Annotated in this window: 22 protein-coding genes and 1 pseudogene; 21 read left to right on the forward strand and 2 right to left on the reverse strand. The window is 66.6% G+C overall.

What is annotated here, in order from left to right:
- Positions 1 to 94: 94 nt before the first annotated feature.
- From pdhA to ACLH0K_RS06580, 3 genes are read left to right on the forward strand one after another with little or no spacing between them, the layout of a single operon-like run.
- Complete coding sequence (pdhA, locus tag ACLH0K_RS06570) at positions 95 to 1,264, forward strand: pyruvate dehydrogenase (acetyl-transferring) E1 component subunit alpha (RefSeq protein ID WP_411376003.1); 1,170 nt, start codon at positions 95 to 97, stop codon at positions 1,262 to 1,264.
- Complete coding sequence (locus ACLH0K_RS06575; RefSeq protein ID WP_411376004.1) at positions 1,264 to 2,274, forward strand: alpha-ketoacid dehydrogenase subunit beta; 1,011 nt, start codon at positions 1,264 to 1,266, stop codon at positions 2,272 to 2,274. Before pdhA ends, ACLH0K_RS06575 begins: the two co-directional genes overlap by 1 nt.
- Positions 2,275 to 2,282: 8 nt before the next feature.
- A complete protein-coding gene (locus ACLH0K_RS06580; RefSeq protein WP_411376005.1) occupies positions 2,283 to 3,632 on the forward strand; it encodes a dihydrolipoamide acetyltransferase family protein in 1,350 nt (449 codons plus the stop codon).
- 28 nt (positions 3,633 to 3,660) lie between these two features.
- On the opposite strand, the gene ACLH0K_RS06585 is transcribed toward ACLH0K_RS06580, so the two are convergent.
- Positions 3,661 to 4,272 carry a TetR/AcrR family transcriptional regulator gene (locus ACLH0K_RS06585; RefSeq protein WP_411376006.1) on the reverse strand — a complete coding sequence of 204 codons (612 nt, stop codon included), beginning with the start codon at positions 4,270 to 4,272 and terminating at the stop codon, positions 3,661 to 3,663.
- 146 nt (positions 4,273 to 4,418) lie between these two features.
- Between ACLH0K_RS06585 and ACLH0K_RS06590 the strand changes: the two genes are divergently transcribed.
- From ACLH0K_RS06590 to ACLH0K_RS06620, 7 genes are read left to right on the forward strand one after another with little or no spacing between them, the layout of a single operon-like run.
- Positions 4,419 to 6,026, forward strand: coding sequence for a carboxyl transferase domain-containing protein (locus ACLH0K_RS06590; protein ID WP_411376007.1), 1,608 nt, complete (start codon positions 4,419 to 4,421; stop codon positions 6,024 to 6,026).
- A gap of 7 nt (positions 6,027 to 6,033) precedes the next feature.
- Positions 6,034 to 8,274 (forward strand): biotin carboxylase N-terminal domain-containing protein, encoded by a 2,241-nt coding sequence (locus ACLH0K_RS06595; protein WP_411376008.1) that lies wholly within the window; start codon positions 6,034 to 6,036, stop codon positions 8,272 to 8,274.
- Positions 8,261 to 9,424, forward strand: coding sequence for an acyl-CoA dehydrogenase family protein (locus ACLH0K_RS06600; protein ID WP_411376009.1), 1,164 nt, complete (start codon positions 8,261 to 8,263; stop codon positions 9,422 to 9,424). Before ACLH0K_RS06595 ends, ACLH0K_RS06600 begins: the two co-directional genes overlap by 14 nt.
- Before the next feature lie 47 nt (positions 9,425 to 9,471).
- The gene (locus ACLH0K_RS06605; protein ID WP_411376010.1) at positions 9,472 to 10,290 is read left to right on the forward strand and encodes a CoA transferase subunit A; all 819 of its coding nucleotides are present in this window, start codon (positions 9,472 to 9,474) and stop codon (positions 10,288 to 10,290) included.
- Positions 10,291 to 10,292: 2 nt separating this feature from the next.
- On the forward strand, positions 10,293 to 11,069 hold the full coding sequence (locus tag ACLH0K_RS06610) for a CoA transferase subunit B (RefSeq protein WP_411376011.1): 777 nt from the start codon (positions 10,293 to 10,295) through the stop codon (positions 11,067 to 11,069).
- Positions 11,066 to 11,626, forward strand: coding sequence for a MaoC family dehydratase (locus ACLH0K_RS06615; protein WP_411376012.1), 561 nt, complete (start codon positions 11,066 to 11,068; stop codon positions 11,624 to 11,626). Before ACLH0K_RS06610 ends, ACLH0K_RS06615 begins: the two co-directional genes overlap by 4 nt.
- Positions 11,623 to 12,462 (forward strand): HpcH/HpaI aldolase/citrate lyase family protein, encoded by an 840-nt coding sequence (locus ACLH0K_RS06620; protein WP_411376013.1) that lies wholly within the window; start codon positions 11,623 to 11,625, stop codon positions 12,460 to 12,462. The genes ACLH0K_RS06615 and ACLH0K_RS06620 overlap by 4 nt, the downstream gene beginning before the upstream one ends.
- Before the next feature lie 9 nt (positions 12,463 to 12,471).
- Here ACLH0K_RS06620 and ACLH0K_RS06625 read toward each other — a convergent pair whose 3' ends face one another.
- Positions 12,472 to 13,929 carry a lipase maturation factor family protein gene (locus ACLH0K_RS06625; RefSeq protein WP_411376014.1) on the reverse strand — a complete coding sequence of 486 codons (1,458 nt, stop codon included), beginning with the start codon at positions 13,927 to 13,929 and terminating at the stop codon, positions 12,472 to 12,474.
- 73 nt (positions 13,930 to 14,002) lie between these two features.
- On the opposite strand from ACLH0K_RS06625, the gene dxr reads away from it, so the two are divergent.
- The 11 genes and pseudogenes from dxr (at position 14,003) to ACLH0K_RS06680 (ending at position 25,575) form a co-directional block, all read left to right on the forward strand.
- On the forward strand, positions 14,003 to 15,187 hold the full coding sequence (dxr, locus tag ACLH0K_RS06630) for a 1-deoxy-D-xylulose-5-phosphate reductoisomerase (RefSeq protein ID WP_411376015.1): 1,185 nt from the start codon (positions 14,003 to 14,005) through the stop codon (positions 15,185 to 15,187).
- 19 nt (positions 15,188 to 15,206) lie between these two features.
- Positions 15,207 to 16,538 carry a M50 family metallopeptidase gene (locus ACLH0K_RS06635; RefSeq protein WP_411376016.1) on the forward strand — a complete coding sequence of 444 codons (1,332 nt, stop codon included), beginning with the start codon at positions 15,207 to 15,209 and terminating at the stop codon, positions 16,536 to 16,538.
- A 193-nt stretch (positions 16,539 to 16,731) separates the two neighbouring features.
- Positions 16,732 to 17,412: a MarR family transcriptional regulator gene (locus tag ACLH0K_RS06640; protein ID WP_411376017.1), complete on the forward strand. Its 681-nt coding sequence runs from the start codon at positions 16,732 to 16,734 to the stop codon at positions 17,410 to 17,412.
- Positions 17,409 to 17,936 (forward strand): hypothetical protein, encoded by a 528-nt coding sequence (locus ACLH0K_RS06645; protein ID WP_411376018.1) that lies wholly within the window; start codon positions 17,409 to 17,411, stop codon positions 17,934 to 17,936. Before ACLH0K_RS06640 ends, ACLH0K_RS06645 begins: the two co-directional genes overlap by 4 nt.
- Before the next feature lie 80 nt (positions 17,937 to 18,016).
- Positions 18,017 to 18,310, forward strand: coding sequence for a YciI family protein (locus ACLH0K_RS06650; protein ID WP_138136652.1), 294 nt, complete (start codon positions 18,017 to 18,019; stop codon positions 18,308 to 18,310).
- A gap of 32 nt (positions 18,311 to 18,342) precedes the next feature.
- Positions 18,343 to 19,509 carry a flavodoxin-dependent (E)-4-hydroxy-3-methylbut-2-enyl-diphosphate synthase gene (ispG, locus tag ACLH0K_RS06655; RefSeq protein ID WP_411376019.1) on the forward strand — a complete coding sequence of 389 codons (1,167 nt, stop codon included), beginning with the start codon at positions 18,343 to 18,345 and terminating at the stop codon, positions 19,507 to 19,509.
- A complete protein-coding gene (locus ACLH0K_RS06660; RefSeq protein ID WP_411376425.1) occupies positions 19,472 to 20,362 on the forward strand; it encodes a GNAT family N-acetyltransferase in 891 nt (296 codons plus the stop codon). The genes ispG and ACLH0K_RS06660 overlap by 38 nt, the downstream gene beginning before the upstream one ends.
- 40 nt (positions 20,363 to 20,402) lie before the next feature.
- Positions 20,403 to 21,149: a hypothetical protein gene (locus ACLH0K_RS06665; protein ID WP_411376020.1), complete on the forward strand. Its 747-nt coding sequence runs from the start codon at positions 20,403 to 20,405 to the stop codon at positions 21,147 to 21,149.
- Positions 21,150 to 21,518: 369 nt separating this feature from the next.
- Positions 21,519 to 23,324 carry a proline--tRNA ligase gene (locus tag ACLH0K_RS06670; protein ID WP_411376021.1) on the forward strand — a complete coding sequence of 602 codons (1,806 nt, stop codon included), beginning with the start codon at positions 21,519 to 21,521 and terminating at the stop codon, positions 23,322 to 23,324.
- Between the two features lie 9 nt (positions 23,325 to 23,333).
- The gene (locus ACLH0K_RS06675; protein WP_411376022.1) at positions 23,334 to 24,128 is read left to right on the forward strand and encodes a sulfite exporter TauE/SafE family protein; all 795 of its coding nucleotides are present in this window, start codon (positions 23,334 to 23,336) and stop codon (positions 24,126 to 24,128) included.
- Positions 24,129 to 24,184: 56 nt separating this feature from the next.
- Positions 24,185 to 25,575, forward strand: a pseudogene (locus tag ACLH0K_RS06680) (pyridoxal phosphate-dependent decarboxylase family protein).
- The last annotated feature ends 7 nt before the right edge of the window (positions 25,576 to 25,582 follow it).

The raw sequence follows: 25,582 nt of genomic DNA on the forward strand, positions 1-25,582 counted from the left end.
AATTGTCCGGGGCAACGGCGCCCGGGAGGCGTGCAGGCCGGAGCCACAAGTTCCGCACCTGCAGGTCAACGACGTGAGAAGGTTGCGGGCTATCGTGTCTACAGACGGAACGGGCCAGGGCGGCGAACGTGCCTCCAGCAGCGCCCAGGGTACCTCCGGACCGGCGGGCGGACTGGTCCAGCTGATCACTCCCGCGGGGGAGCGGGTCAGCCATCCCGAGTTCGACTTTTGGGTCAGGGACGTCACGGACGAGCAGCTCTGCGCGCTGTTCGAGGACATGCACGTCATCCGCCGCATCGACCTTGAGGCCACTGCGCTGCAGCGGCAGGGCGAACTGGCGTTATGGCCCCCTCTGCTCGGCCAGGAGGCGGCGCAAATCGGTTCAGGCCGGTCCCTGCGTGATGACGACTTCGTGTTCTCCAGCTACCGGGAGAACGGGGTGGCCTACTGCCGGGGCGTGGACCTGACGGACATTGTCAGGGTCTGGCGCGGCAACGCATCCTCGGGCTGGGACCCTTACTCCATCAACATGGCTACGCCGCAGATCATCATTGGAGCCCAGACCCTCCACGCCACCGGCTACGCCATGGGCATCCAGAACGACGGCGCAGACTCGGTGGCCGTCACCTATTTCGGCGACGGCGCCACGAGCGAGGGCGACGTTAACGAGGCCATGGTGTTCGCCGCCAGCTACCAGGTACCCGTGGTGTTCTTCTGCACCAACAACCACTGGGCCATCTCAGAGCCGGTTAAGCTGCAGTCGCACATCCACCTGGCGGATCGTGCTGCCGGGTTCGGCATTCCAGGCCTGCGGGTGGACGGTAACGACGTCCTGGCCGTCATGGCAGCGACACGCGTTGCCCTGGACAAGGCCCGGCGCGGCGGTGGTCCCACCTTCATCGAAGCCGTCAGTTACCGGATGGGGCCGCACACCACAGCCGATGACCCCACCCGCTACCGCGACCCCAACGAACTCGAGGACTGGGCGGCCAGGGACCCGATCAGCCGGGTGGCGGCGCTCCTTGACCGTAAAGGACTGCTCACGGAGGAACTGCAGCAACAGGTCAAGGACAAGGCCGACGCCGTCGCCCGCGACATGCGCGACGGCTGCACGGGCATGCCGGACCCGCAGCCGCTGGACGTTTTCAAACACGTTTACAGCACACCCAACTCTTGGCTGGACCGGCAGCAGGACCACTACGCCCGTTACCTTGCCTCCTTCGGTGATCCCGCGGGAGCAACCCTCGAAGAAGGTGCACGCTGATGACCCAGATGACCTTTGCCCGCGCCATCAATGCGGGCTTGCGGAAGTCCCTCGAAAACGATCCCAAGGTGGTCCTCCTCGGTGAGGACATCGGAGCCCTCGGCGGCGTGTTCCGCGTGACGGACGGGCTCCAGAAAGACTTTGGAAAACACCGCGTGGTGGACACGCCGCTGGCCGAATCGGCGATCGTGGGAACCGCCGTCGGCCTCGCCTACCGCGGCTACCGCCCGGTGGTGGAAATCCAGTTCGACGGGTTCGTCTACCCCGCGTTCGACCAGATCGTCAGCCAGGTGGCCAAGCTGCACTACCGCACGCGCGGAGCCGTGAAAATGCCCATCACCATCCGGGTCCCGTTTGGCGGCGGCATCGGTTCACCGGAACACCATTCGGAATCCCCCGAGGCCTACTTCACCCACACTGCAGGACTGCGCGTGGTGACGGTCGCCAACCCCCAGGACGCCTACAGCGTCATCCAGCAGGCCATCGCGTGCGACGATCCCGTGGTCTACTTCGAACCCAAGCGCCGCTACCACGACAAGGCGGACGTGGATGAGTCCGCCGACCACCGCCGGGCGGAACCGATGGACCAGGCCCGCATCCTTACGGAGGGCACAGACGTAACGCTGGTGGCCTACGGGCCGCTGGTAAAGACCGCTTTGGACGCAGCCGCCGCCGCTGCAGATGAGGGCATCTCGATCCAGGTCATCGACCTGCGCTCGCTGGCACCGGTGGACTACGCCACGGTTGAAGCTTCCGTCCGCCGTACCGGCCGGCTGGTGGTTACGCATGAAGCCGGCCAGTCCGGCGGGCTTGGCGCCGAAGTTGCCGCCAGCATCACGGAGCGCTGTTTCTATCACCTGGAGGCAGCGCCGGTGCGTGTCACCGGTTTCGACATCCCGTACCCGTATTCGAAGCTCGAAATGCACCACCTCCCCGGCCTGGACCGCATCCTCGACGGCGTGGACCGGGTAGTGGGCCGGCCCAACTCCCTCAGCGGGCTGGAAGGATGAGCGGCGCCATGATCAAGGAATTCCGTCTCCCCGATCTGGGGGAGGGGCTTACCGAGTCAGAAATCCTCAGCTGGAAGGTCGGCGTGGGCGATACCGTGACCCTGAACCAGGTCATTGCAGAGGTGGAAACCGCCAAGGCCGTGGTGGAGCTCCCGTCGCCCTTCGCCGGGGTCATCAAGGAATTGCACGAACAGCCGGGCACCGTCGTGGAGGTGGGCAAGCCCATCGTGTCCTTTGAAGTAACGGACGACGCCGGGACGGCGCCTTTGGTGCCGGCCGTGACTCCCGCCGCGGCAGCGGAAGAGGGGGAGGAGGCGCCGAAACGGCAACCGAACCTGGTGGGGTACGGCGCCGTCGTCGAAAGCTCCGGGCGGCCGGTGCGGCGTCCGCGGAACTTCCCGGCCCCGGCGGATGCGGCCGGAGAAGCGCCGGTGGCGGAGCTTGTCGAAACCAGGCCCGCCGACATCCCGGCCGAACGCCCCCGCTCCACACCGCCGGTGCGCAAGCTGGCCAAGGACGCAGGCGTCGACCTGGAACGGGTCGCCGGCACCGGCCCGCACGGACTGATCACCCGCGAGGACGTGCAGGCCTTCCTTGCCGGCGGACCCAGGGAAGCGGCGGCGGAACCCGCCCCTGCCCGGGAGACCCGGCCGGGGGAGCGCGAAACCCGCACGCGGATTAAGGGGGTCCGGAAGCTCACGGCGGAGGCCATGGTGCACAGCGCCTTCACCGCGCCGCATGCCACCGAATTCCTCACGGTCGACGTCACTCCCGCCATGGAGTTGCTGGCAAAAATCAGGGGCAGCCGGGAATTCTCGGGCGTCAAGGTCACCCCGCTGACCCTGGTGGCGAAGGCGCTGCTGGTGGCACTGCGGCGGAACCCGTCCCTGAACTCACGGTGGGACGGTGGGAACCAGGAGATTGTCACCTTCAACTACGTGAACCTGGGCATCGCCGCAGCCACGCCCCGCGGACTCACGGTTCCCAACATCAAGGACGCCGGTGCCCTGTCCCTGCACCAGTTGGCCGAAGCGCTCGCTGAGCTGACCGAGGTTGCACGGGCCGGAAAGACCCCGCCGGCTGACCTCTCCGGCGGCACCATCTCCATCACAAACATCGGCGTCTTCGGCATCGACGCGGGGACTCCCATCCTGAATCCCGGCGAAGCCGCCATCCTGGCAATGGGGGCGGTGCGCACCATGCCGTGGGAGTACCGCGGCGAGGTTGCCCTGCGGCAGGTCATGACCCTCAGCCTGTCCTTCGACCACAGGCTGGTGGACGGCGAACAGGGCTCGCGGTTCCTGGCGGACGTTGGGGCCATCCTGGCCGAACCCGGCATGGTCCTGGCAATGGTGTAGCTGACCCCCTCCCCGGCCGGGGAGCGGGTCAGCGGGCGGGGAGGGCGTCCGCAGTCAGGGCTGCCAGGGCCATGCCCTCGAGCAGCGGGCGGGCAGCAGCGGACGCCATCCTGCGGCCGTGGCTGCGGACCGAATGCGGGGTGGAGTTGATGAGGCCAAACGTGGCATGGGCCCGCACGCGCAGTTCAGAAACATCCGTGCCGGGGTGCAGGCGGGCAAGGACTTCCACCCACAGCTCAACATAGCTGCGCTGCAGGGCACGCACCGCCGCCTGGTCCTGCTCGGAAAGGTTGCTCAGGTCGCGGTCCTGCACCCGGATGACGTCCGGTTTCCCCAGCGCAAAGTCCACCTGGAACTCCACCAGCCGGCGCAGTGCCGCCAGGGGGTCGCCACTGGTTTCAACCACCTGGCGGCCGCCGTCCAGCAGTTCCCGGCTGACCGTCAGCAGCAAGTCCGCCAGCACCGCCTGCTTTCCCGAAAAATGGCGATAGACGGCAGGGCCGCTGACTCCGGCCGCTGCGCCCAGGTCCTCGAGCGACACCCGGTTGAAGCCGTTGACTGCGAACAGGGATGCGGCGGCCGCCAGCAAAGCCTGCCGGCGGTTTTCCTTCGCCTTGCTGCGCTGGGTGGTGCTGGGCACTTTTCCTCCTCGGACCCGCAGAGTCTAGCAAGGCAGGTGATGTGTTGGACATCACAGTCAATAAAGACTAACCTGAATTTCAGTTATTGCTGACTAACCGAGTTGCCGGATGCGGAACCTCGGTACGCACAGGAACGGACCCGTCGATGGAGACCCTCGCCAGCAGGATCGACCCCTCAAGCGAAGCGTTTGGTTCCAACACCCAGGCCCAGCGGGAGCTGGCGGAAGACCTGCGGAAACGCCTGGCTGATGCAGCATTGGGCGGCCCCCAAAAGTCCCGTGAACGGCATGTGGCCAGGGGCAAGCTGCTGCCTCGGGAGCGCATCGACCAGTTGCTCGACGACGGCAGCCCCTTCCTGGAAATCGCACCCCTGGCGGCCAACGGGATGTACAACGACGAAGCTCCGGGCGCGGGCGTCATCGCCGGCATCGGCCTGCTGCACGGCCGCCAGGTGCTGGTGATATCCAACGACGCCACCGTCAAAGGAGGCACCTACTATCCGATGACGGTCAAAAAGCACCTACGGGCCCAGGAGGTGGCCCTGGAAAACCGGCTGCCGTGCATTTACCTGGTGGACTCCGGCGGGGCTTTCCTGCCCAAACAGGACGAGGTGTTTCCGGACCGGGACCACTTCGGCCGGATCTTCTACAACCAGGCGCGCCTGTCGGCCGCAAAGATCCCCCAGATCGCGGCGGTGATGGGTTCGTGCACCGCCGGCGGCGCCTACGTCCCGGCCATGAGCGACGAAACGGTCATCGTGCGCAACCAGGGCACCATCTTCCTGGGCGGACCGCCGCTGGTGAAGGCGGCCATCGGCGAGATCGTCACGGCAGAGGAGCTGGGCGGCGGCGAGGTGCACTCCAGGATCTCCGGCGTCACCGACCACCTGGCCGAAAACGATGAACACGCGCTGCAGATCGTGCGGGACATCGTGGCAACGCTGCCGCCGCCTGCACCGCCCGCCTGGGACGTGGAACCCGCCGCCGAACCCGCAGCCCATGTTGAAGAGCTGTATGGTGCCGTGCCCACTGACGTCAACGCGCCCTACGACATGCATGAGGTCATCGCCCGCCTGGTGGACGGCAGCCGCTTCCACGAATTCAAGAAGGACTACGGCACCACGCTGGTCACCGGGTTCGCCCGGCTGCACGGGCACCCGGTGGGAATCGTGGCCAACAACGGCGTGCTGTTCAGCGAATCCTCCCTGAAAGGGGCGCACTTCATCGAGCTCTGCGACCAGCGCGGGATTCCCCTCCTCTTCCTCCAGAACATCTCCGGTTTTATGGTGGGCAGGGACGCCGAGCAGGGCGGCATCGCCAAGAACGGCGCCAAGATGGTCACCGCCGTGGCCACGGCGCGGGTTCCCAAGCTGACAGTGGTGATCGGCGGGTCCTTTGGGGCGGGCAACTATTCCATGTGCGGCCGCGCGTACTCGCCACGGTTCCTGTGGATGTGGCCGGCGGCGCGTATCTCGGTGATGGGCGGCAACCAGGCGGCCAGCGTGCTGGCCACCGTCAAGCGCGAACAACTTGAGGCGGCGGGCGGGGAATGGCCGGCGGAGGCCGAGGAAGAGTTCAAGGCGCCCATCCGCAGGCAGTACGAGGACCAGGGCAGCCCGTACTACTCCACGGCCCGCCTCTGGGATGACGGCGTCATCGACCCCGCAGAGACCCGCACCGTCCTGGGCCTGGCCCTCGACGTCGTTTCCCGGACCCCCCTGCCGGAGACCTCCTTCGGCCTGTTCAGGATGTGAGCCAGCCATGACCGCACCCGTAACCGCAAAGGCCGCGCATACCGTCACAGCTGCCGGCAAGCCGCTGTTCGGCACCGTGCTGGTGGCCAACCGCGGTGAGATCGCATGCCGCGTGATCCGCACCCTCCGGGCCCTGGGCATCCGTTCCGTCGCCGTTTACAGCGATGCCGACGCCGGCGCCCGCCACGTGCGCGAAGCTGACACAGCTGTCCGGATCGGCCCCGCCCCTGCCGCGCAAAGCTACCTCAACATCGACGCAGTGCTTGACGCCTGCCGCCGGACGGGCGCGGAAGCGGTCCACCCGGGCTATGGCTTCCTGAGCGAAAACGCGGACTTCGCGCGGGCCCTGGAGAAGGCCGGCATCACCTTCATTGGCCCGGGCGTGGCGGCCCTCAACATCATGGGGGACAAGATCCGCTCCAAGAACCACGTGGCCGGGTACGGCGTCCCGGTGGTCCCCGGCGTGGCCCGCCCGGGGATGACGGATGCAGAACTGGTTGAGGCGGCGGCCGGGGTCGGGTTCCCGCTGCTGATCAAGCCCTCCGCGGGCGGCGGAGGCAAGGGCATGCATGCGGTGCACAATGCAGCGGACCTTCCGGAAGTCCTGGCCACCGCCCGCCGGGTGGCGGCCGGCGCGTTCGGCGACGACACGCTCTTCCTCGAGCGGCTGGTGACCACGCCGCGCCATATCGAGGTGCAGGTGCTGGCCGACAATCACGGCAACGTGATCCACCTGGGGGAGCGCGAGTGCTCCCTGCAACGGCGGCACCAGAAAGTGATCGAGGAGGCACCCTCGCCGCTGCTGGAGAGCCTGCCGGACGGCGCGGCGGTTCGGGCACGCATCGGCGAAGCGGCCTGCAACGCCGCGCGCAGCGTCAACTACTCCGGTGCCGGGACCGTGGAATTCCTCGTCTCCGACGACGCCCCGGACGAGTTCTACTTCATGGAGATGAACACCCGGCTGCAGGTGGAACATCCGGTCACGGAGATGGTTACCGGCGTGGACCTGGTGGAGTGGCAGGTGCGCATTGCCGCGGGTGAGGAACTTGGCATCCGGCAGGCCGACGTCGAACTGAAGGGCCACGCGGTTGAGGCCCGCGTCTATGCGGAGGTACCGGAAAAGAACTTCCTGCCCTCCACCGGGCGCGTGCATCTCCTGGCGGAGCCTGCCGCCGGGACAACGGGCAGGGTGCGGGTGGACTCGGCCCTGGCGGAAGGGCTGGAGGTGTCCGCCAACTATGACCCCATGATGGCCAAGGTCATCGCCTGGGACACGGACCGCGCTTCAGCCCTGGACGCCCTGGACACCGCGCTCGCCGGCTTCACGGCCCTGGGCCTGGAAACCAACGTCGAGTACCTGCGGCTCCTGGTCAATGATCCCGATGTCCGCAACGGGCACCTGGACACCGGGTTGATCGAACGCAAGCTGCCGGAGATGGCGTTCCGCCGGATTGGCGGGGAGGAACTGGTGGCAGCGGCGTTGTCGGCCCTGGCATGGGAACCGGATCCTCCGGCCGGCAGCCCCTGGCAGGCACGGAACGGCTGGCGGCTGGGATCACCGGCGCCGCGCCGGGTCGACTTGGGCCTTCCCGGCGGGGGAATGGCCACCGTGATGGTCAGCGGCAACGTCTCGTCCGGCCCGGTGTCCGTGACGGTCGACGGCGGAACGGGCCGCACAGCCTCGTTGCAGTTCCCGGGGCCGGGCCGCGTGCAACTGACCCTTGACGGCCAGGTCCGTGACTATGCGGCGGCACCCGTGCATCCTGTGCCCGCTCCCCACGTGCCAGTAAGGCAGGCTGGCGTGATTCCGCCGTCGGACGCTCCGTTCCAGCTTTTCCTTGGCCACCGGGGCTGGTCCTGCCGGCTGGACGTGCTTAGCCGCGAGGAGCGGCTGGAACGCGTCCTCGCTGCCAGGCAGCGGGAGGAAGGCACCGCCGATCCCGCCGTGCGGTCGCCCATGCCCGGCACCGTGGTCTCGGTCCCGGTCCATGACGGAGACACCGTGGAAGCAGGCCAGGCGCTGGCGTCGGTGGAGGCCATGAAGATGGAACACCAGTTACTGGCCCCCCTTGCAGGAACGGTGCACCTTGCCGTCCGGGCCGGGGACCTGGTGAAGGCAGACCAGGTCCTGGCCACCGTCCACCCAGCCGTAGCCCCGGAACCGCACGAAGCCCAGGAACGATCCGCAGAACAGAAAAAAGAGAACCTCCCAGCAGGCAAAGGAGCCTCCCAAAATGCCCGGCTTTGAACTCACCGAGGAGTACCAGGACCTCAGCGACACGGTCCGCGACTTTGCGGACAACGTGGTGGCACCGGTCTCGGCCAAGCACGACGAAGAGCACAGCTTCCCGTACGACGTGGTCAAGCAGATGGCCGAGATGGGCCTGTTCGGGTTGCCGTTCCCGGAGGAATACGGCGGAATGGGCGGCGACTACTTCGCGCTGGCCCTCGCGCTGGAGCAGCTGGGCCGCGTGGACCAGTCCGTGGCCATCACCCTGGAGGCCGGGGTTTCCCTGGGAGCCATGCCGGTCTACCGCTTCGGCACGGAGGATCAGAAACAGGCCTGGCTCCCCATGCTCGCCTCCGGGGAGGCGCTTGCAGGCTTTGGGCTGACCGAGCCGGAGGCGGGCTCCGACGCCGGCGGCACCAAGACCAGCGCGCGGCGGGACGGCGGGGACTGGGTCATCAACGGGAACAAGGAGTTCATTACCAACTCCGGCACGGACATCACCCGCCTTGTGACGGTCACCGCGGTCACAGGCCGGAAGGAACGCCCCGACGGAAGCGTGCAAAAAGAGATTTCCACCATCCTGGTGCCCACCGACACCCCCGGCTTCAAGGCCGGGAAGCCCTACAACAAGGTGGGCTGGAGCGCCTCGGACACCCACCCGCTTACGCTCAAGGACGTCCGCGTCCCCGAATCGAACCTGCTGGGGACGGAAGGGCGGGGCTACGCCAACTTCCTGTCCATCCTCGACGAGGGTCGCATCGCCATCGCGGCGCTGGCCACCGGCGCCGCCCAAGGCTGCGCCGACCTCTCCGTCAAGTACGCCAAGGAGCGCCGGGCGTTTGGCCGGGAGATCGGCAAATACCAGGCAGTTTCGTTCAAGATCGCCCGCATGGAAGCCCGCGCCCACACGGCCCGCCTGGCCTACTACGACGCGGCCGCCCGGATGCTGGCCGGAAAGCCGTTCAAGACGCAGGCGGCTATAGCTAAGATGGTCGCAGGCGAGGCGGCCATGGACAATGCGCGGGATGCCACCCAGGTGTTCGGCGGCTATGGCTTCATCAACGAGTTCACTGTGGCGCGCCACTACCGCGACTCCAAGATCCTTGAAGTGGGGGAGGGCACCACGGAGGTGCAGCTGATGCTGATCGCCCGCGAACTGGGCCTGTAGCAACAGGCGTTGTCGCATGGAAAGTAGCCGGCCTGAAGGGATCGATGATGATTGACAAGGTTGTTGCCAGCGCCGACGAAGCAGTAGCGGACATTCCCGACGGTGCGTCCCTGGCCGTAGGCGGGTTCGGCCTGTGCGGCATACCGGTCACGCTTATCGACGCGCTGCACCGCGCAGGCATCTCGGACCTGGTAACGGTCAGCAACAACTGCGGGGTGGATGACTGGGGCCTGGGAATCCTTCTCCGTGACGGGCGGATCCGCCGCACTATCAGCTCCTACGTGGGCGAGAACAAGGAATTCGCCCGCCAGTACCTGGCCGGCGAGCTGGAGGTCGTCCTCACCCCGCAAGGCACCCTCGCCGAGAAACTGCGCGCTGGCGGCGCGGGAATTCCTGCCTTCTACACCAAGGCGGGTGTCGGCACGCAGGTGTCCGACGGCGGCCTGCCGCAGAAGTACGACGCCAACGGCGGCATCGCCATCGCCTCGGAGCCGAAGGAAGTACGCTCCTTTGCGGGCGTTGATTACGTGCTCGAGGAATCGCTGACCCCCGACTTCGGCCTGGTCCACGCCTGGAAAGGGGACCGGCACGGCAACCTGGTGTTCCACGCCACCGCAATGAACTTCAATCCGCTGTGTGCCATGGCGGGCCGAATCACCATCGCCGAGGTGGAGGAACTCGTGGAGCCGGGGGAACTGGACCCGGAACACATCCACACTCCCGGGATTTTCGTGCAGCGGGTGGTCGTGGCTCCGGGGGCGGAAAAAAGGATTGAGAAACGGACCGTGGCCCTGGCTTCCTCCGCCGGAGGACCGGCTGCTGCGCCGGCAGCAGGACCAGGCACCAACCAGCAGGCAGGAGCGTAGTCATGGAGCCGAACAGTCCCTTGGCTCCCCGGCCGGAAGCCGTCCGGCCCGAGTACCGCCGGGCAGCAGCCCAGCAGCACGCAGCCGCCGGCGACTCAACAGCCCCGGCCGCAACCAGGGGCTGGACGCGGAATGAGCTCGCCGCGCGCGTTGCCAGGGAACTCAGCAACGGCCAGTACGTGAACCTCGGCATCGGGATGCCCACGCTTATCCCCAACTACATCCCGGAGGGCGTGGAGGTGGTCCTCCACTCCGAAAACGGCATCCTGGGAGTGGGGCCCTACCCGGCCGAGGACGCCGTGGACCCCGACCTCATCAACGCGGGCAAGGAAACGGTCACGGTGAACAAGGGTGCCGCCTTCTTCGATTCGGCCTCCTCCTTCGGGATGATCCGTGGCGGCCACGTGGACGTTGCCGTTTTGGGGGCCATGGAAGTAGCCGCTAACGGCGACCTCGCCAACTGGATGATCCCCGGCAAGATGGTCAAGGGCATGGGCGGAGCCATGGACCTGGTGTTCGGGGCCAAGAAGGTCATTGTCATGATGGAACACGTGGACCGGGCCGGTAACCCCAAGATCGTCCAGCAGTGCTCGTTGCCGCTGACCGGCAAGGGCTGCGTGGACCGCATCATCACCGACCTGGCCGTCATCGACGTCGTCCAGGACGAGACTGGCCCGCACCTGGTCCTGCGGGAGCTGGCCCCCAATGTCTCGGTCGAGGATGTTGCTGCCGCCACCGGCGCCGAACTGTTCGAGGAAGACCGGGAACTCACCGTATGACGGACATTCGTGCCACCGGAGAGCACCGGGTCATCGAACAGCGCGGGCTTTACTTCGACGAGCTCGAGGAGGGGGTGCGTTACGCCCACCGCCCCGGGCGGACGGTGACGGAGGCGGACAACGTACTGTTCACTACCCTCACCATGAACACCCAGGCCCTGCACCTGGACGCGGCCTGGAGCGCCGGGCAGCCCTTCGGCCAGCGGCTGGTGAACTCGATGTTCACCCTTGCCACGATGGTCGGCCAGTCCGTAGGCCAGCTGACCCAGGGCACCATCATCGCCCAGCTCGGCATTACGGACGTGTCCTTTCCGCATCCGCTCTATCACGGAGACACCCTGTATACCGAGACGGTGATCGCCGCAAAGCGCCTGTCGGCGTCGCGGCCCGGCCAGGGGGTGGTCACCATGCAGCACACCGGGCGCAACCAGGATGGCACCGTGGTAGCCCTGGCGACGCGCAGTTGCCTGATGTGGACAAGGGAGGAGCATGCCCGGCAGCAGAACCGCGCCCAAGGCACGCCGTCGCCGGACAGACAGGGGACAATGCAGGTATGACCTTCCTGATGGGACCTGCCCTGCTGTTTTGCCCCGCCGACCGGCCGGAACGCTACCAGAAGGCCGCCGCGCGGGCCGATGCCGTCATCCTGGACCTTGAGGATGCCGTGGCACCTGCGGACAAGCAGCGTGCCCGCGGCGCCATCCTGGCCCAGGTGGGGGCCACCGGCGACGAACCCGAGCTGGAGCCCAGCAGGACCATCATCCGGGTAAACCCCGCAGGGACGGAGGAGTTCGACCGGGACCTCCACTGCCTGGCACACACGCCCTACCGGACTGTGATGCTGGCCAAGGCGGAAAGCCCGCAGCAGCTGGAGGCGCTTGACGGCTACCAGGTGGTTGCGCTGTGCGAGACCGCTTTGGGCGTACTGAACGCACCGGCAATCGCGGCCGCACCGAACGTGGTGGCGCTGATGTGGGGAGCGGAGGACCTGCTGGCAACACTGGGCGGCACCTCCAGCCGGAAAGACGACGGCGGCTACCGGGCCGTGGCGCTGCACGCGCGTTCGTCGGTGCTGCTGGCCGCCAGGGCGCACGGCAAGGAAGCCGTGGACGCCGTTTATACCAATATCCCCGACCTTGCCGGACTGGCCCGGGAATCCGCGGACGCGGTGGCCTCGGGCTTCGGTTCAAAAGCTTGCATCCACCCCAGCCAGGCCGCAGTGGTGCGGGGCGCCTACGCACCCTCCGAGGCGGATGTGGCGGCAGCCTCTGAACTCCTGCAGGCGGCCAGGACTGCGGGCTCGGGCGTATTCCAGCACAACGGCAAGATGATCGACGGGCCCATCCTCAAGCACGCGGAGGCAGTCATCCGCAGGGCCGGGGAGCACGCCTAGGAGCCCCTGCTACCGCCGCCGGCCTGATGAGCGCCGCAGGGATAAAGGCGGGATGGGCTCGTACAGCAGCGTCCGCACCCAGCGGTTCCCCGTTTCGCGGAACTCCTGCCGGGTGGCAAAGCGGTAGCGGTAGCTGCGGACGCGCACCCAGCGGGGCGTCCCGCCGTCGAACGGGTCGTGGCGCAGGAGCCGCAACGTCTTACGGTCCGCTTCGAGCAGCTTGGTGAGGAAGGCGTAAAACCACTCCTCGTGCACCGTCCGTAGCGGCAGGAACCACATCAGCCAGTCAAGCCGCAGGTGGTAGGGCGCCCACTGCCGCGGAATCCGGCGAAGGTCGCCGGGCTTGCCCTTGAATCCGTATTCGCGCCAGTCGGACTCGTCCGGGTCCTCGGCCAGGGTGCCCTCCACCACAATCTCGATGCGCTGCTTGGTGACCGATCCGAACGCTCCGTACGTGTTCACCAGTTGCCAGCGGTTGAAGCTGGCGTTCATCAGCTGACGGCTGGAGAACAGGTTGCGCAGCGGCCAGTAGCTGAGCACCACCAGCAAGAGGCTGGCTGCCAGTGTTATGGCCAGCCACCACAGCGGTGTCTCCTGCGTTCCGCTGTGCCAGTCCAGCGGAATGGCCGGTATCACGGCGTGGGCCACGGGATCGCTGACGGCGGCGAACGCCAGCACGATGGCGATCCAGTTCAGCCAGGCGAAGTTGCCGCTGGCCACCAGCCACAGCTGGGTCACGATGATGATCCCCGCCGCCACGCTCGCCACCGGCTGCGGCGCGAACAGGAAGAACGGAACCACCAGCTGGGCAAAGTGGTTCCCCAGCACCTCCATCTTGTGCAGGGGCTTGGGAAGCAGGTGCGCCTGCCGGCTCAGCGGGCCCGGCATTGGCTGCGTTTCGTGGTGGTAGTACAACGCCGTAAGGTCCCGCCACTCCCGGCCGCCGCGGATCTTGATCATCCCGGCACCGAATTCCAGCCGGAACACCAGCCACGCAATCAGGATCAGGATGGTGCGGGGCGGGTCTGTCTGGTCCGAGCCCAGGAAAGCCACGGTGAACCCTGCCTCCAGCAGCAGCATCTCCCAGCCGAAGCCATAGAAGGTCTGGCCCACGTTCACGATGGACATGTACAGCAGCCACAGGGACAGGAAGGCGATCAGCGGCACCCAGGGAGGTCCCAGCTGCGGAATGCCCGCCACGAGCAGCGCCGAGATCACGAGGCCCACGGCACAAACAGTCCGCAGCAGCCCGTCCGAATACCGCCAGCGGAACAGCGTGGGCCGGCGCAGCCTGCTGAAAGCCCCAAGGTATTCGGGCACCGGAAGGAGGCCCCGCTCGCCCAGCAGCGCGGGAAACTGGTTGAGCGAGGACAGGAACGCCACGAAGAAGAGCGCAGCCACGCCCCGTTGAAGCACCTGCCGGGCAAACTCGTATTCCGGCGCATCGAACCATGTCAGCCAGTCCACGGAGACCACGTTACGCCGGGCCGCCCCGAGGTCAAGGAGCCGGAGGTGCTGCTGCGTGCGGGATACTTAAGCAATGCAGCCACGCAGAATCGTCCTCCTTGGGTCCACAGGTTCCATCGGCACCCAGGCGATTGACGTCGTCGACGGCGCACCGCATCTTTTCGAGGTTGTGGCACTCAGCTCGGGCGGCGGCAACCTGGAACTCCTGGCGCGGCAGGCCGTCCAAACAGGGGCCGCGGCGGTGGGAATCGCCGGCGGTGATCCGGGCCGCCTGGAAGCCCTGATCCGTGACGCTGCGGCCGCAGCGGGAAAACGGGGCTATAGTCCGCAAATCTTCTCGGGTCCGGACGCGTCCACCCGCATCGCCGAAGTGCAGGCGGATGTTGTGCTCAACGGCATTACCGGTTCCATCGGGCTCGCCCCCACCCTTGCCGCACTGAAATCCGGCGCCACGCTGGCCCTGGCCAACAAGGAATCCCTGATCGTCGGGGGAGAGCTCGTCAAGGCGGCTGCCCGGGACGGCCAGATCGTCCCGGTGGACTCCGAGCACTCTGCGCTCGCCCAATGTTTACGCGCCGGAACGGCGGCTGAAGTGGAAAAGCTGATCCTCACCGCGTCCGGCGGGCCCTTCCGGGGCCGGAGCCGGGAAGAACTCCACGGTGTCACCCCGCGCGAAGCCCTGGCCCACCCCACCTGGGACATGGGGGTTATGGTCACCACCAACTCCGCAACCCTGGTCAACAAGGGCCTTGAAGTCATCGAGGCGCATCTGCTGTTCGACGTCCCCCTGGACCGGATCGACGTTGTGGTCCATCCCCAGTCCGTGGTGCATTCCATGGTGCAGTTCGTGGACGGATCCATCATCGCGCAGGCCTCCCCGCCGGACATGCGCCTGCCCATCGCGCTGGGCCTGGGCTGGCCGGACCGGGTGCCCAATGCTGCCGCTGCCTGCGACTGGACGCAGGCAGCCACCTGGACCTTCGAGCCGCTGGATGCCGCCGCCTTCCCCGCCGTCAGCCTCGCCAAGGACGCCGCCAGGCAGGGGAGCACCTTTCCGGCGGTCTTCAACGCGGCAAACGAGGAAGCAGTAATCGCGTTCCACGCGGGCCGCATCCGCTTCACGGACATAGTGGACACCGTGGAGAGCGTCCTCAGCGAACATTCAGGTTCTTCCAGGCTCACGGTGGAATCCGTGCTGGATGCTGAAGGCTGGGCACGTGCCCGCGTCAACGAACGTTTAGCAGTCAGCAGTCTCTAGGAAGCAGCAAACACCTCCCATGACACCCGTTCTCCTCTTTGTCCTCGGCGTCGTCTTTGTGGCAATTGGCATCGCGGCCTCCATCGCGCTCCACGAAGTGGGCCACCTGGTGCCTGCCAAGCTGTTCAAAGTCCGGGTCACCAAATACATGATCGGCTTCGGCCCCACCCTGTGGTCGCGGCGGAAAGGCGAGACGGAGTACGGCGTCAAAGCCATCCCGCTGGGAGGATACGTGTCCATGATCGGCATGTACCCGCCGAACAAGGACGACGGGTCCGTCCGGCCCTCCAGCACCGGGATGTTCCAGACACTCGCTACCGAGGCCCGTTCCATGGCGCACGAGGAAGTAGGCCCGGGGGACGAAAACAGGGTTTTCTACAAGCTTCCGGTGTGGAAGAAAATCATTGTGATGCTGGGCGGCCCGGCCATGAACATGGCCCTTGGCCTGGTCCTCACCGCCGTCCTGCTGATGGGCTTCGGGATGGCCACGGCCACCACCACCATCTCCGATGTTTCCAAGTGCCAGGTGGCGGCGGGGGAGACGGTTGACCCCGATTCGGCCGACTGCAAGCTCACTCCCGCTGCCGCCGCCGGCCTGCAGCCGAATGACACAGTGACGGCCTTCGACGGCAGGCCGGTGACCAGCTGGGACCAGCTCACCGAGTGGATCCGCGCGTCCGCCGGACGCGAAGTGGCCATCACCGTGGAGCGCGACGGTTCTCCCGTCAGCACCACAGTCACCCCGGTCCTTTCCGCCAGGCCCGTCATCGGCGCCGACGGCCGGCAGGCAACAGATGACGCCGGCACCCTGCTGTACCAGGACGTCGGCTTCCTGGGAATCGGTGCGCAGACCGAACTGGTGCCCCAGCCGGCGTCGTCCGTCCTGCCCATGGCCGGGGAGAACATCCGCCAGGTGGCCGGCGTCATCTTCAACCTGCCGGCCCGCGTGGTGGGGGTCGCCAAAGCGGCGTTCAGTGAGGAACCGCGTGACCCCAACGGCCCCATCAGCGTGGTGGGCGTGGGGCGGGTGGCCGGGGAAGTCGCCGCCATGGAGGAGATCCCGGTCCAATCCAGGGTAGCCACCCTGATCGGCCTCCTCGCCGGCCTCAACTTCGCCCTTGCAGTGTTCAACCTGGTGCCGCTCCTGCCCCTCGATGGCGGGCACGTGGCCGGCGCGCTCTACGAAGGAGCCCGGCGGCAGGTTGCCAGGCTGTTCGGTAAGCCCGACCCCGGGGCCTTCGATATCGCCAAACTGCTACCGGTCACCTACGTGGTTGCCGCGCTGCTGATGGGCATGAGCGCCCTGCTGATCTACGCCGATATTGTGAAGCCGATAAATCTCTTCGGCTGACTCGTTTCCGGGAAAGCCGGACACCGGACCCGCGTGGAGAAGGTGGTCTAGTGAACATCGGAAGTGCCGATCGTCCTCCTGCTGGCACGCGCAGTTAACCGGTTGATTTGTTTTTATCAGCCGTTTTCGGATGATAACCGGTAATCAGCTATATATGGTTGAGTCCGGTATCTTAGCCGATTATGGTTGGCTCATGTATGTACTGACGATAGACCAGCGCGGCAGCTCTTCGGACGTGGACCGTGTCCCGGATCTGGTCTCCTCCATAAAGGCCCTTACGCCGGCGACGTTCGAGCGGTCCGTGGGCGACGAGCTCCAGGGGGTTGTGGAGGACGCCGGCGAGGCGGTGGACGTAGCTTTGCACGCCCTGCGCGGGGGGCACTGGTATGTGGGGATCGGTATCGGCACGGTGCGGCTGGCACCGGGAGGCAGCCCGCGCGAAGGTTCCGGAAACGCCTTTGTGGCGGCGCGCAAGGCGGTGGAACTGGCCAAGGCCGCAGCCGGCCAGGTTCCGCTGTCAGTCGTGGCCGGCACCATGGGGCGTGGAAACAGTCCGCTTCCGGCCCAGGAAGAAGGTGCAATGGCCAGCGCGCATGCCCAGGCTGTACTTCGGCTGATTGGACGGCTGGTGCAGCAACGCAGCGATGCCCAGTGGCGGGTGGTGGACCGGTTGCGCTCCCTGCAGGGCGGCGCGGGCAGGCACGGGGCCCAAAAGCAGGTGGCCCGGGAACTGGGTATTTCCGAGCAATCGGTGAGCCGTACCCTGCTGAGGTCCGGCTGGCAGGAAGAATGGGCTGGCAGGCCGGCGGCCGCCATGCTGCTGGGCTATGCCCATGACCGGATCACAGGATCCCAGACCAAAGGAGACCGGTGACCGCACTTTGGGTGGCTGCCGCGCTGGCGGTGGCCGGTTTTGGCGGGTGGCCGGTCACGGCGCTCGTCTTCAAGCTCGCCAGGACCATCGACGACAAAGCCGATGCGGCCAAGGCGGAAGAACAGGCCCGCCGGTCCGCCGAGGACCCGGCAGCGGATGTGACTGTTGACCCCGCACCCATAACCAATTCCCCGGACGGCGCCGGCCAGAACGTGGACGGCGAGCTCACCGCGGAACCCGACCGGCCGTCGTCGGGCGGAGCTGACGGTGCGGCAGCCCCCACCCAGCGCATCCTGCGCGGCGGGGCCATCATCGGAATCCTGGAACGCCTGGGCGTGTGCCTGGCAATCCTTACCAACCAGCCGGTTGCGATCGCCTATATCGTGGCCATCAAGGGCCTGGGCCGGTTCGCGGAGCTGAAGGAGACGCCCGTGGCCGCCGAACGGTTCATCATCGGAACGCTGGCTTCCATGCTCTGGGCAGCGGGTATCGCAGCGACGGTGAAGGTTTTGTTCCTGACTTAGGTTCAGGAAACGCGGCTCTGCCGCGGGCCCGTACCCGGCCGGATGGGTGCCCGGGGCAGCCATGGCGATAGGGTAGCGGTATGACAGTTTTTGCCGTTGAGTACGTTTACGCCGCCGATTCCACAGAAGCCCGGAACGAGGCCCGGCCCGCTCACCGCGAATGGACCGGAACCCTGGCGCAGGACGGCGCCATCCTGGCCAGTGGTCCCTACGGTGACGGGGCCGGCGCGCTGCTGATCTTCAAGGCAACGGACGAAGCCGCCCTCCACTCAATCCTCAGGCAGGACCCCTTCGCGGCCGCCGGAGTCATCGCCGGAACCCGCATCACCGAATGGTCCCCCGTGACCGGCATGCTCGCCGGGCTCACCGCCTAAGCCGTACCCCCTTTTCACCTCTAGGAGTCCACGTGACCTCGGTCAGCCTGGGAATGCCGTCAGCCCCGCCACCTGTCCTTGCCCCGCGCCGCAAGACACGCCAGATCAAAGTCGGATCGGTCGGCGTCGGCTCTGACTACCCCATCAGCGTGCAGTCGATGACCACCACGCCCACCACCGACATCAATGCCACCCTGCAGCAGATCGCAGAACTTACGGCGTCGGGCTGCGACATCGTCCGTGTTGCCTGCCCCTCGGCGGACGACGCCGAGGCGCTGCCCATCATCGCCCGGAAGTCCCAAATCCCGGTCATCGCGGACATCCACTTCCAGCCGAAATATGTGTTCGCCGCCATCGAGGCCGGCTGCGCGGCAGTGCGCGTGAACCCCGGAAACATCCGCAAGTTCGACGACCAGGTCAAGGAAATCGCCGCCGCCGCCCGCGACCACGGCACGTCCATCCGCATCGGCGTGAACGCTGGTTCACTGGAGCCCGGCATCCTGAAGAAGTACGGCAAGGCAACGCCGGAGGCGCTGGTTGAATCAGCCGTCTGGGAAGCCTCCCTGTTTGAGGAGCATGGGTTCCACGACTTCAAGATCTCGGTTAAGCACAACGATCCGGTGGTGATGGTGGCTGCCTACGAGATGCTGGCGGAGAAGGGCGACTGGCCGCTGCACCTCGGTGTTACAGAGGCCGGACCGGCCTTCCAGGGCACCATCAAGTCGGCCACCGCCTTTGGTGCCCTGCTGTCCCGCGGAATCGGCGACACCATCCGCGTCTCCCTCTCGGCCCCGCCGGTGGAAGAGATCAAGGTGGGCAACCAGATCCTGCAGTCCCTCAACCTCCGCCCGCGCAAGCTCGAGATTGTCTCCTGCCCCTCCTGCGGCCGCGCCCAGGTGGACGTGTACACCCTCGCCGAGCAGGTGACCGCCGGACTCGAGGGGATGGAGATCCCGCTGCGTGTGGCTGTTATGGGCTGCGTGGTCAACGGGCCGGGTGAAGCACGTGAAGCGGACCTCGGCGTCGCGTCCGGCAACGGCAAGGGCCAGATTTTTGTGAAGGGCGAGGTCATCAAGACTGTCCCCGAGAGCGCGATTGTTGAGACACTGATCGAAGAGGCGATGCGTATCGCGGAAGAGATGGGGGAGGCCGATGGCGAAGATGCTGTCAAGGGTAGCCCCGTGGTTAGCGTCTCGTAGGGACGTACCTGATCCGGCGGGCCTTTCGGTCCGGACGCTGGACGGCCAGGACACGGAGGCCCTGACGCTGCTTGCGCAGCAGGACCGGGTGGCCAATGTGTTCATCCTTGCCCACCTGCGCGCCGCCGGCACGGCCGCCCCCACCAGCGGCGGTGCCGGGATTATCGGGGTTTTCGACGACGGCATCCTTGTGGGTGCCTGCTGGGCCGGTGCCAACCTGGTGCCGGTCCAGCTGGACCCCGCCCTGGCGGGAGTCGTTGCCGCGGCGGCGAACAGGTCCGGGCGGCGCTACGCCTCGGCCTTTGGCCCGGCAGAAGCAGTGCTGGCCCTCTACGCCGAGCTGATGGACGTCGGGCACCGCGCGCACGAGGTGCGGGAGGACCAGCCCCTGATGGTCATCGAAGGTGCCCCCGGAGTGGAGCCTGACCCGCGGCTCGGGCTGGGCAGCCTGTCCGACTTTGACCGCATCCTTCCCGCATGTGCCGCCATGTTTGAGGAGGAGGTCGGCTACTCTCCTTTCCTGGGCGGAAGGGAATTCTACAGCCGCAGGGTGGAGGGCCTCATCCGGCAGGGCCATTCCCTGGTCCACCTCAACGAGTCCCGGGAAGTTGTGTTCAAGGCCGAACTCGGCGCAGTCACAGAAGATGTCACCCAGGTCCAGGGTGTATGGATGAATCCGCTGTACCGCGGGCAAGGGCTCAGCGCCGGCTATATGGCGGCCGTGGTGAAGGAGGCACAGAAAGTTGCCCCCATCACCAGCCTGTACGTGAACTGCTTCAACCTGCGGGCACGCTCGATGTACGAGCGTGTTGGTTTCCGGCAGGTCGGCACGTTCGCTACAGTTCTCTTCTAGCTGGCCGCCGCCAGTCCGCATCTGAATATTGGGGGTATAATTGAAAACGTCTGCGCTGGCAACCCTTGCGGCCACCGCCTTGCTTGCCTTGACCGTTCCAGCCTGCGCAGGTCCCGCCGCCACCCCGGCGAATGAGGTTTCACCGGCGGCGGACCAAACGGCCACTGCCACCCCCACAGTCACACCCACTCCGGCTCGCAAGGCGTATTCCAACGCCGACCTTGCCGGCATCGTGCGCCAGGTGCGGGATACGGCCGACCGCCGGCTGACAGTCCTCCCCGAAACCGACCTGGCAACCACCCTCGAGCAGTCCAAGGAGATGGTGGCTGCGATCGAGGTGGCGCCCGCGGCGTGCAAGGACTTCGCAACGGCGAGTACCGTCCCGGCATTGGACGGGGCAGCCATGGCCATGGGAATCAGCACCGACGCGGCCACGGGGGACGTCACGGCACTGTCCCTGCTGTCCGGACTCGATGAAGCAGCCCTGGGCAACGTCGCCAATCCCGCCGCCCAATTGCAGCAGTGCTCTGACATGACGGTGACAGTCTCAGGTATCGCCGTCCCGGTTACCATCACCATGCTGGACAGCGTGGGCGGGCTGGCGGAAACCACCGCCTATCGAACGGAAACCCAACTCCCGGACGGCCAGGTCCAGTCCACCACCACAGCGCAGGCCATCCAGCAGGGTGTTGTCCTCACAGCCGTCGCCACTGGCGGGGCAACCGGAACCGACGCTGCAACACGTGCAGGTGCGCTGCTCGATTCAGCCGCCGCCCTCATCAAATAAGTCGTGTTCATGAACAATGACCAGGCGCGATTCAGGTGGGGACCAGCGGTTGTTTGCAAACAGGCCACTTGTCAACGTGCCTGCCATCACATAGGTTCGATCTAGCTGCGCTGGAGTGGCGTGGGCGGTCTCACCAGTCCTCACCAGTACTTAGGCGATAACGGCGTTGAGCCACGCCCGGATGCGATGACCAGCCTCACTGGGGGGCCAGGGGCTTTGCATTTCCGGGCGTGGCTCTACTGTTCCCGGCGCGGTGCGTTCGGGAGTCCGCCGCGGGTCCGGGCCTGGCCCCTTCTGCCGGTAGATTAGTACCCAGACGAAATTGTCCGGCCTGCTGATCCAGCACTTCCCCAGAAACGGATACCACCCGTGGTCCTTAGACTGTCCCAGCTTTTCCTGCGCACCCTGCGCGAAGATCCCGTCGACGCAGAGGTCGCCAGCCACAAGCTCCTGGTCCGCGCGGGATACATCCGCCGCGCTGCCCCCGGTATCTACACCTGGCTGCCGCTGGGATTGAGCGTGCTCCGCAAGGTGGAGGAGATCATCCGCCAGGAGATGGCGGCCATCGGGGCGCAGGAAGTCCACTTCCCGGCACTGTTGCCCAGGGAGCCCTACGAGGCCACCAACCGTTGGACCGAGTACGGTGAAGGCCTCTTCCGGCTGCAGGACCGCAAAGGTGCGGACTACCTGCTCGCCCCCACGCACGAGGAGATGTTCACGCTGCTCGTCAAGGACCTGTACTCCTCGTACAAGGACCTGCCGCTGAGCCTGTACCAGATCCAAAACAAGTACCGCGATGAAGCGCGTCCCCGCGCGGGCCTGCTGCGCGGACGCGAGTTCATCATGAAGGATTCCTACTCCTTCGATGTGGACGATGCCGGACTGGACGCGAGCTATGTCGCCCACCGCGCCGCCTACCTGAAGATCTTTGCCAGGCTTGGCCTGGAGGTAATCCCCGTTGCCGCCACGGCCGGCGCCATGGGCGGTTCCAAGAGCGAGGAATTCCTGTTCCCCACGGAGATCGGCGAGGACACCTTCGTCCGCTCGGCGTCCGGCTACGCCGCCAACGTGGAGGCCGTCACCACGGTAGTGCCGGCGGAGATCGACTACAGCGGCGCCCCTGCCGCCCAGGTTTTGGATACTCCGGACACGCCCACCATCGAAACCCTGGTGGCCGCTTCCAACCAGATCTTCCCGCGCCCGGACGGTGAAGCCTGGACGGCCGCCGACACCCTCAAGAACGTGGTCCTCGCCGTCACGCTGCCCACGGGTGAGCGCCAGATCGTTGTCATCGGCGTTCCCGGGGACCGCGCCGTGGACCTGAAGCGTGTCGAAGCCAACATCGGCGCGTTCCTCCCGGTGGCCGGCGAAATCGGGCTGGAGGCCGCCGGCGAAGAGGACCTCAAGAAGCATCCGCTGATCGTCAAGGGCTACCTCGGCCCCGGCATGTCCCTGGACCAGGCCCTGCTGGGCTCCGAGGGAGCTGCCAAGCTGCTCTACCTGGTGGATCCCCGCGTCGTCAGCGGCACCACGTGGATCACGGGCGCCAACGAGGCCGGGAAGCATGTCTACGGACTCGTCGCCGGCCGGGACTTCACTTGGGACGGCGTCATCGAGTGCACCGAAGTCCGCGCGGGCGACCCCGCTCCGGACGGTTCGGGCCCGCTGGAAACGGCGCGCGGCATCGAGATGGGCCACATCTTCCAGCTTGGCCGGAAGTACGCCGAAGCCCTGGACCTGAAGGTGCTGGACCAGAACGGCAAGCAGGTGACTGTCACCATGGGGTCATACGGGGTAGGCGTCACGCGGGCCGTTGCAGCGCTGGCCGAGTCCAACCACGACGCCAAGGGCCTGGTCTGGCCCCGCGCCGTCGCGCCGGCCCACGTCCATGTGGTGGCCGTCGGCAAGGGTGAGGATATTTTTGCCACTGCCGGGCAGCTTTCCCTGGACCTCGAAGCAGCGGGCCTTGAGGTTATTTACGACGACCGGCCCAAGGTTTCGCCCGGCGTGAAGTTCGGCGATGCCGAACTGGTAGGCGTCCCCACAATCCTTGCCGTCGGCCGGGGCCTGGTGGATGGTGTGGTGGAGATCAAGGACCGCCGCAGCGGCGAAGCCGAGAATGTGGCAGTGGACAAGGCTGTTGACTACGTGGTCAACGCCGTCCGCAACAGCTGATCCGCAGCGGTGGATTTTGGACTTGAATCCCTCCAGCTGACAACGCTGCTCCTGCTGGTGCTGGCGGGGTTTGCCGCGGGCTGGGTTGACGCCGTGGTGGGCGGCGGCGGCCTCATCCAGCTCCCCGCCCTGCTGCTGGTCCCGGGCATTAGTCCGGTGCAGGCTCTCGCCACCAACAAGCTTGGTTCCATCTTTGGCACTGCCACCAGCGCAACGACGTACTACCGGCGGGTGGGGCCGGACCTCAAGACGGCCCTGCCCATGGCGGTGATCGCCCTGGCGGGCAGCTTCGGTGGTGCCGTCCTGGCGGCCACCCTGCCTGCGAGTGTCTTCAAGCCCATCATCGTCGTTGCCCTGGTCGCCGTTGCGCTGTTTACGGCGCTCAAGCCCGACGTCGGGGACATCACGGCGCTGCGGCACAACGGCCACAAGCACTACGTGGTGGCATGCCTGATCGGTGCCGTCATTGGTTTCTATGACGGGCTGATCGGGCCCGGAACCGGCTCGTTCCTGGTTATCGCCCTCGTCTCGGCCATGGGATACGCCTTTTTGGAAGCCAGCGCCAAGGCGAAGATCGTGAACATGGCCACGAATGCCGGTGCGTTGCTGTTCTTCATGCCGCACGGCTCCATCCTGTGGGGCCTTGGTCTGTTGCTGGGGGTGTCCAACATGGCCGGCGGCTACCTCGGAGCCAGGACAGCGGTCAAGCAGGGAAGCCGGTTTGTCCGAATTGTCTTCCTGGTGGTGGTTGCAGCGCTCATCATCAAACTCGGCTACGACATCTGGCAGGAAAACTTCGCCTGACCTGAATTAGCTGCAGGGGGAGTTCGTGGCTAACGGGCCAGGCGTAGCATGCAGGTATGTCACACGGGGACGACGGCTTCGCCCGGGCCATGGCGGCCGCGTACCGCCACTCGATGAACTGGCTGCAGAGCCTGCCCGGCCGCCCGGTAGGGCCAAGGGCGGCTGCCCATGACCTCACCGGAGTGTTTGGCGGAGCCCTGCCGCGGACGGGAATGCCGGCTGAAGAGGTGGTGGAATTCCTGGCACGCGCCGCGGACCCGGCCTGATGGCAATGCCTTCCGGCCGTTTCTTCGGCTGGGTGATAGGCGGCACATTGCCGGCAGCCCTGGCCACCGACTGGCTTGTCAGCGCCTGGGACCAGAACTCCGGACTGCGGTATGCCACTCCGGCCATGGCCGCGGTTGAGGAGAGTGCCGGTTCGTGGCTGCTGGAACTGTTAGGGCTGCCAACGGATGCCGACGTCGGCTTCGCCACCGGTGCAACGATGGCGAACTTTACCGGCATGGCCGCAGCCCGCTGGCGGCTGCTCGCAAACGCCGGCTGGGACCTTGACCGGGACGGGCTGTCCGGAGCCCCGCGGATCCGCTGCTTCGTGGGCAGGGAAAGGCACGACACGGTAGACCTTGACTTGCGTTACCTGGGACTTGGGACGCCGCAGGTTGTTGACGCCGACGCCCAGGGGCGCATCCTTCCGTCTGCACTGGACGCAGCGTTGGCACAAGGCGAAGGGCCGGCACTGGTCTGCCTGCAGGCCGGAAACCTGCACTCGGGGGCGTTCGATCCGTTCACCGAAGCCATTGCCGTCGCCAGGGAGCACGGCGCCTGGGTGCACGTGGACGGTGCGTTCGGATTGTGGGCAGCAGCGGCACCCGGGCTCAAGCACCTTGTCAGGGGCTGCGGCGACGCGGACTCCTGGGGCACCGATGCCCACAAGACGCTCAACGTTCCTTATGACTGCGGCGTTGCGATCGTACGGGACGCTTTGGCGCTGCGGTCAGCCATGGGCCTGCACACGAGCTACCTGATGCACGACGCCGAAGGTCCGGGTGATCCGTTCGAGAAGGTTCCGGAGCTTTCCCGTCGGGCACGCGGTGTCCCGGTCTGGGCCGCGCTGAAAAGCCTGGGCAGTGACGGCGTGGCCGCGCAGGTCAGCGGTATGGCTGCGGCCGCTGCGGAAATTGCCGCAGGACTGGCCGCGCTGGATGGCGTTGAGGTACTCAACGACGTTGAGTACACGCAGGTCTGCGTGGCATTCGGCGACGACGCCACCACGCGTGCTGTCACGGCCCGCATCATCGGCGACGGCACGGTCTGGATGTCCGGTTCGCGGTGGCACAACCGGGATGTCCTGCGGGTGTCAGTCAGCAACTGGCATACGGGCGGCGAAGAGGCGGGCACCGCGGTAGCCGCCGTCGGGTCCGCTCTCGCTGCGGTGCGGCGCAGCTGAAGCCCCT

The sequence above is a fragment of the Arthrobacter sp. MPF02 genome (genome assembly GCF_046605375.1).
Taxonomy (GTDB): Bacteria; Actinomycetota; Actinomycetes; order Actinomycetales; family Micrococcaceae; genus Arthrobacter.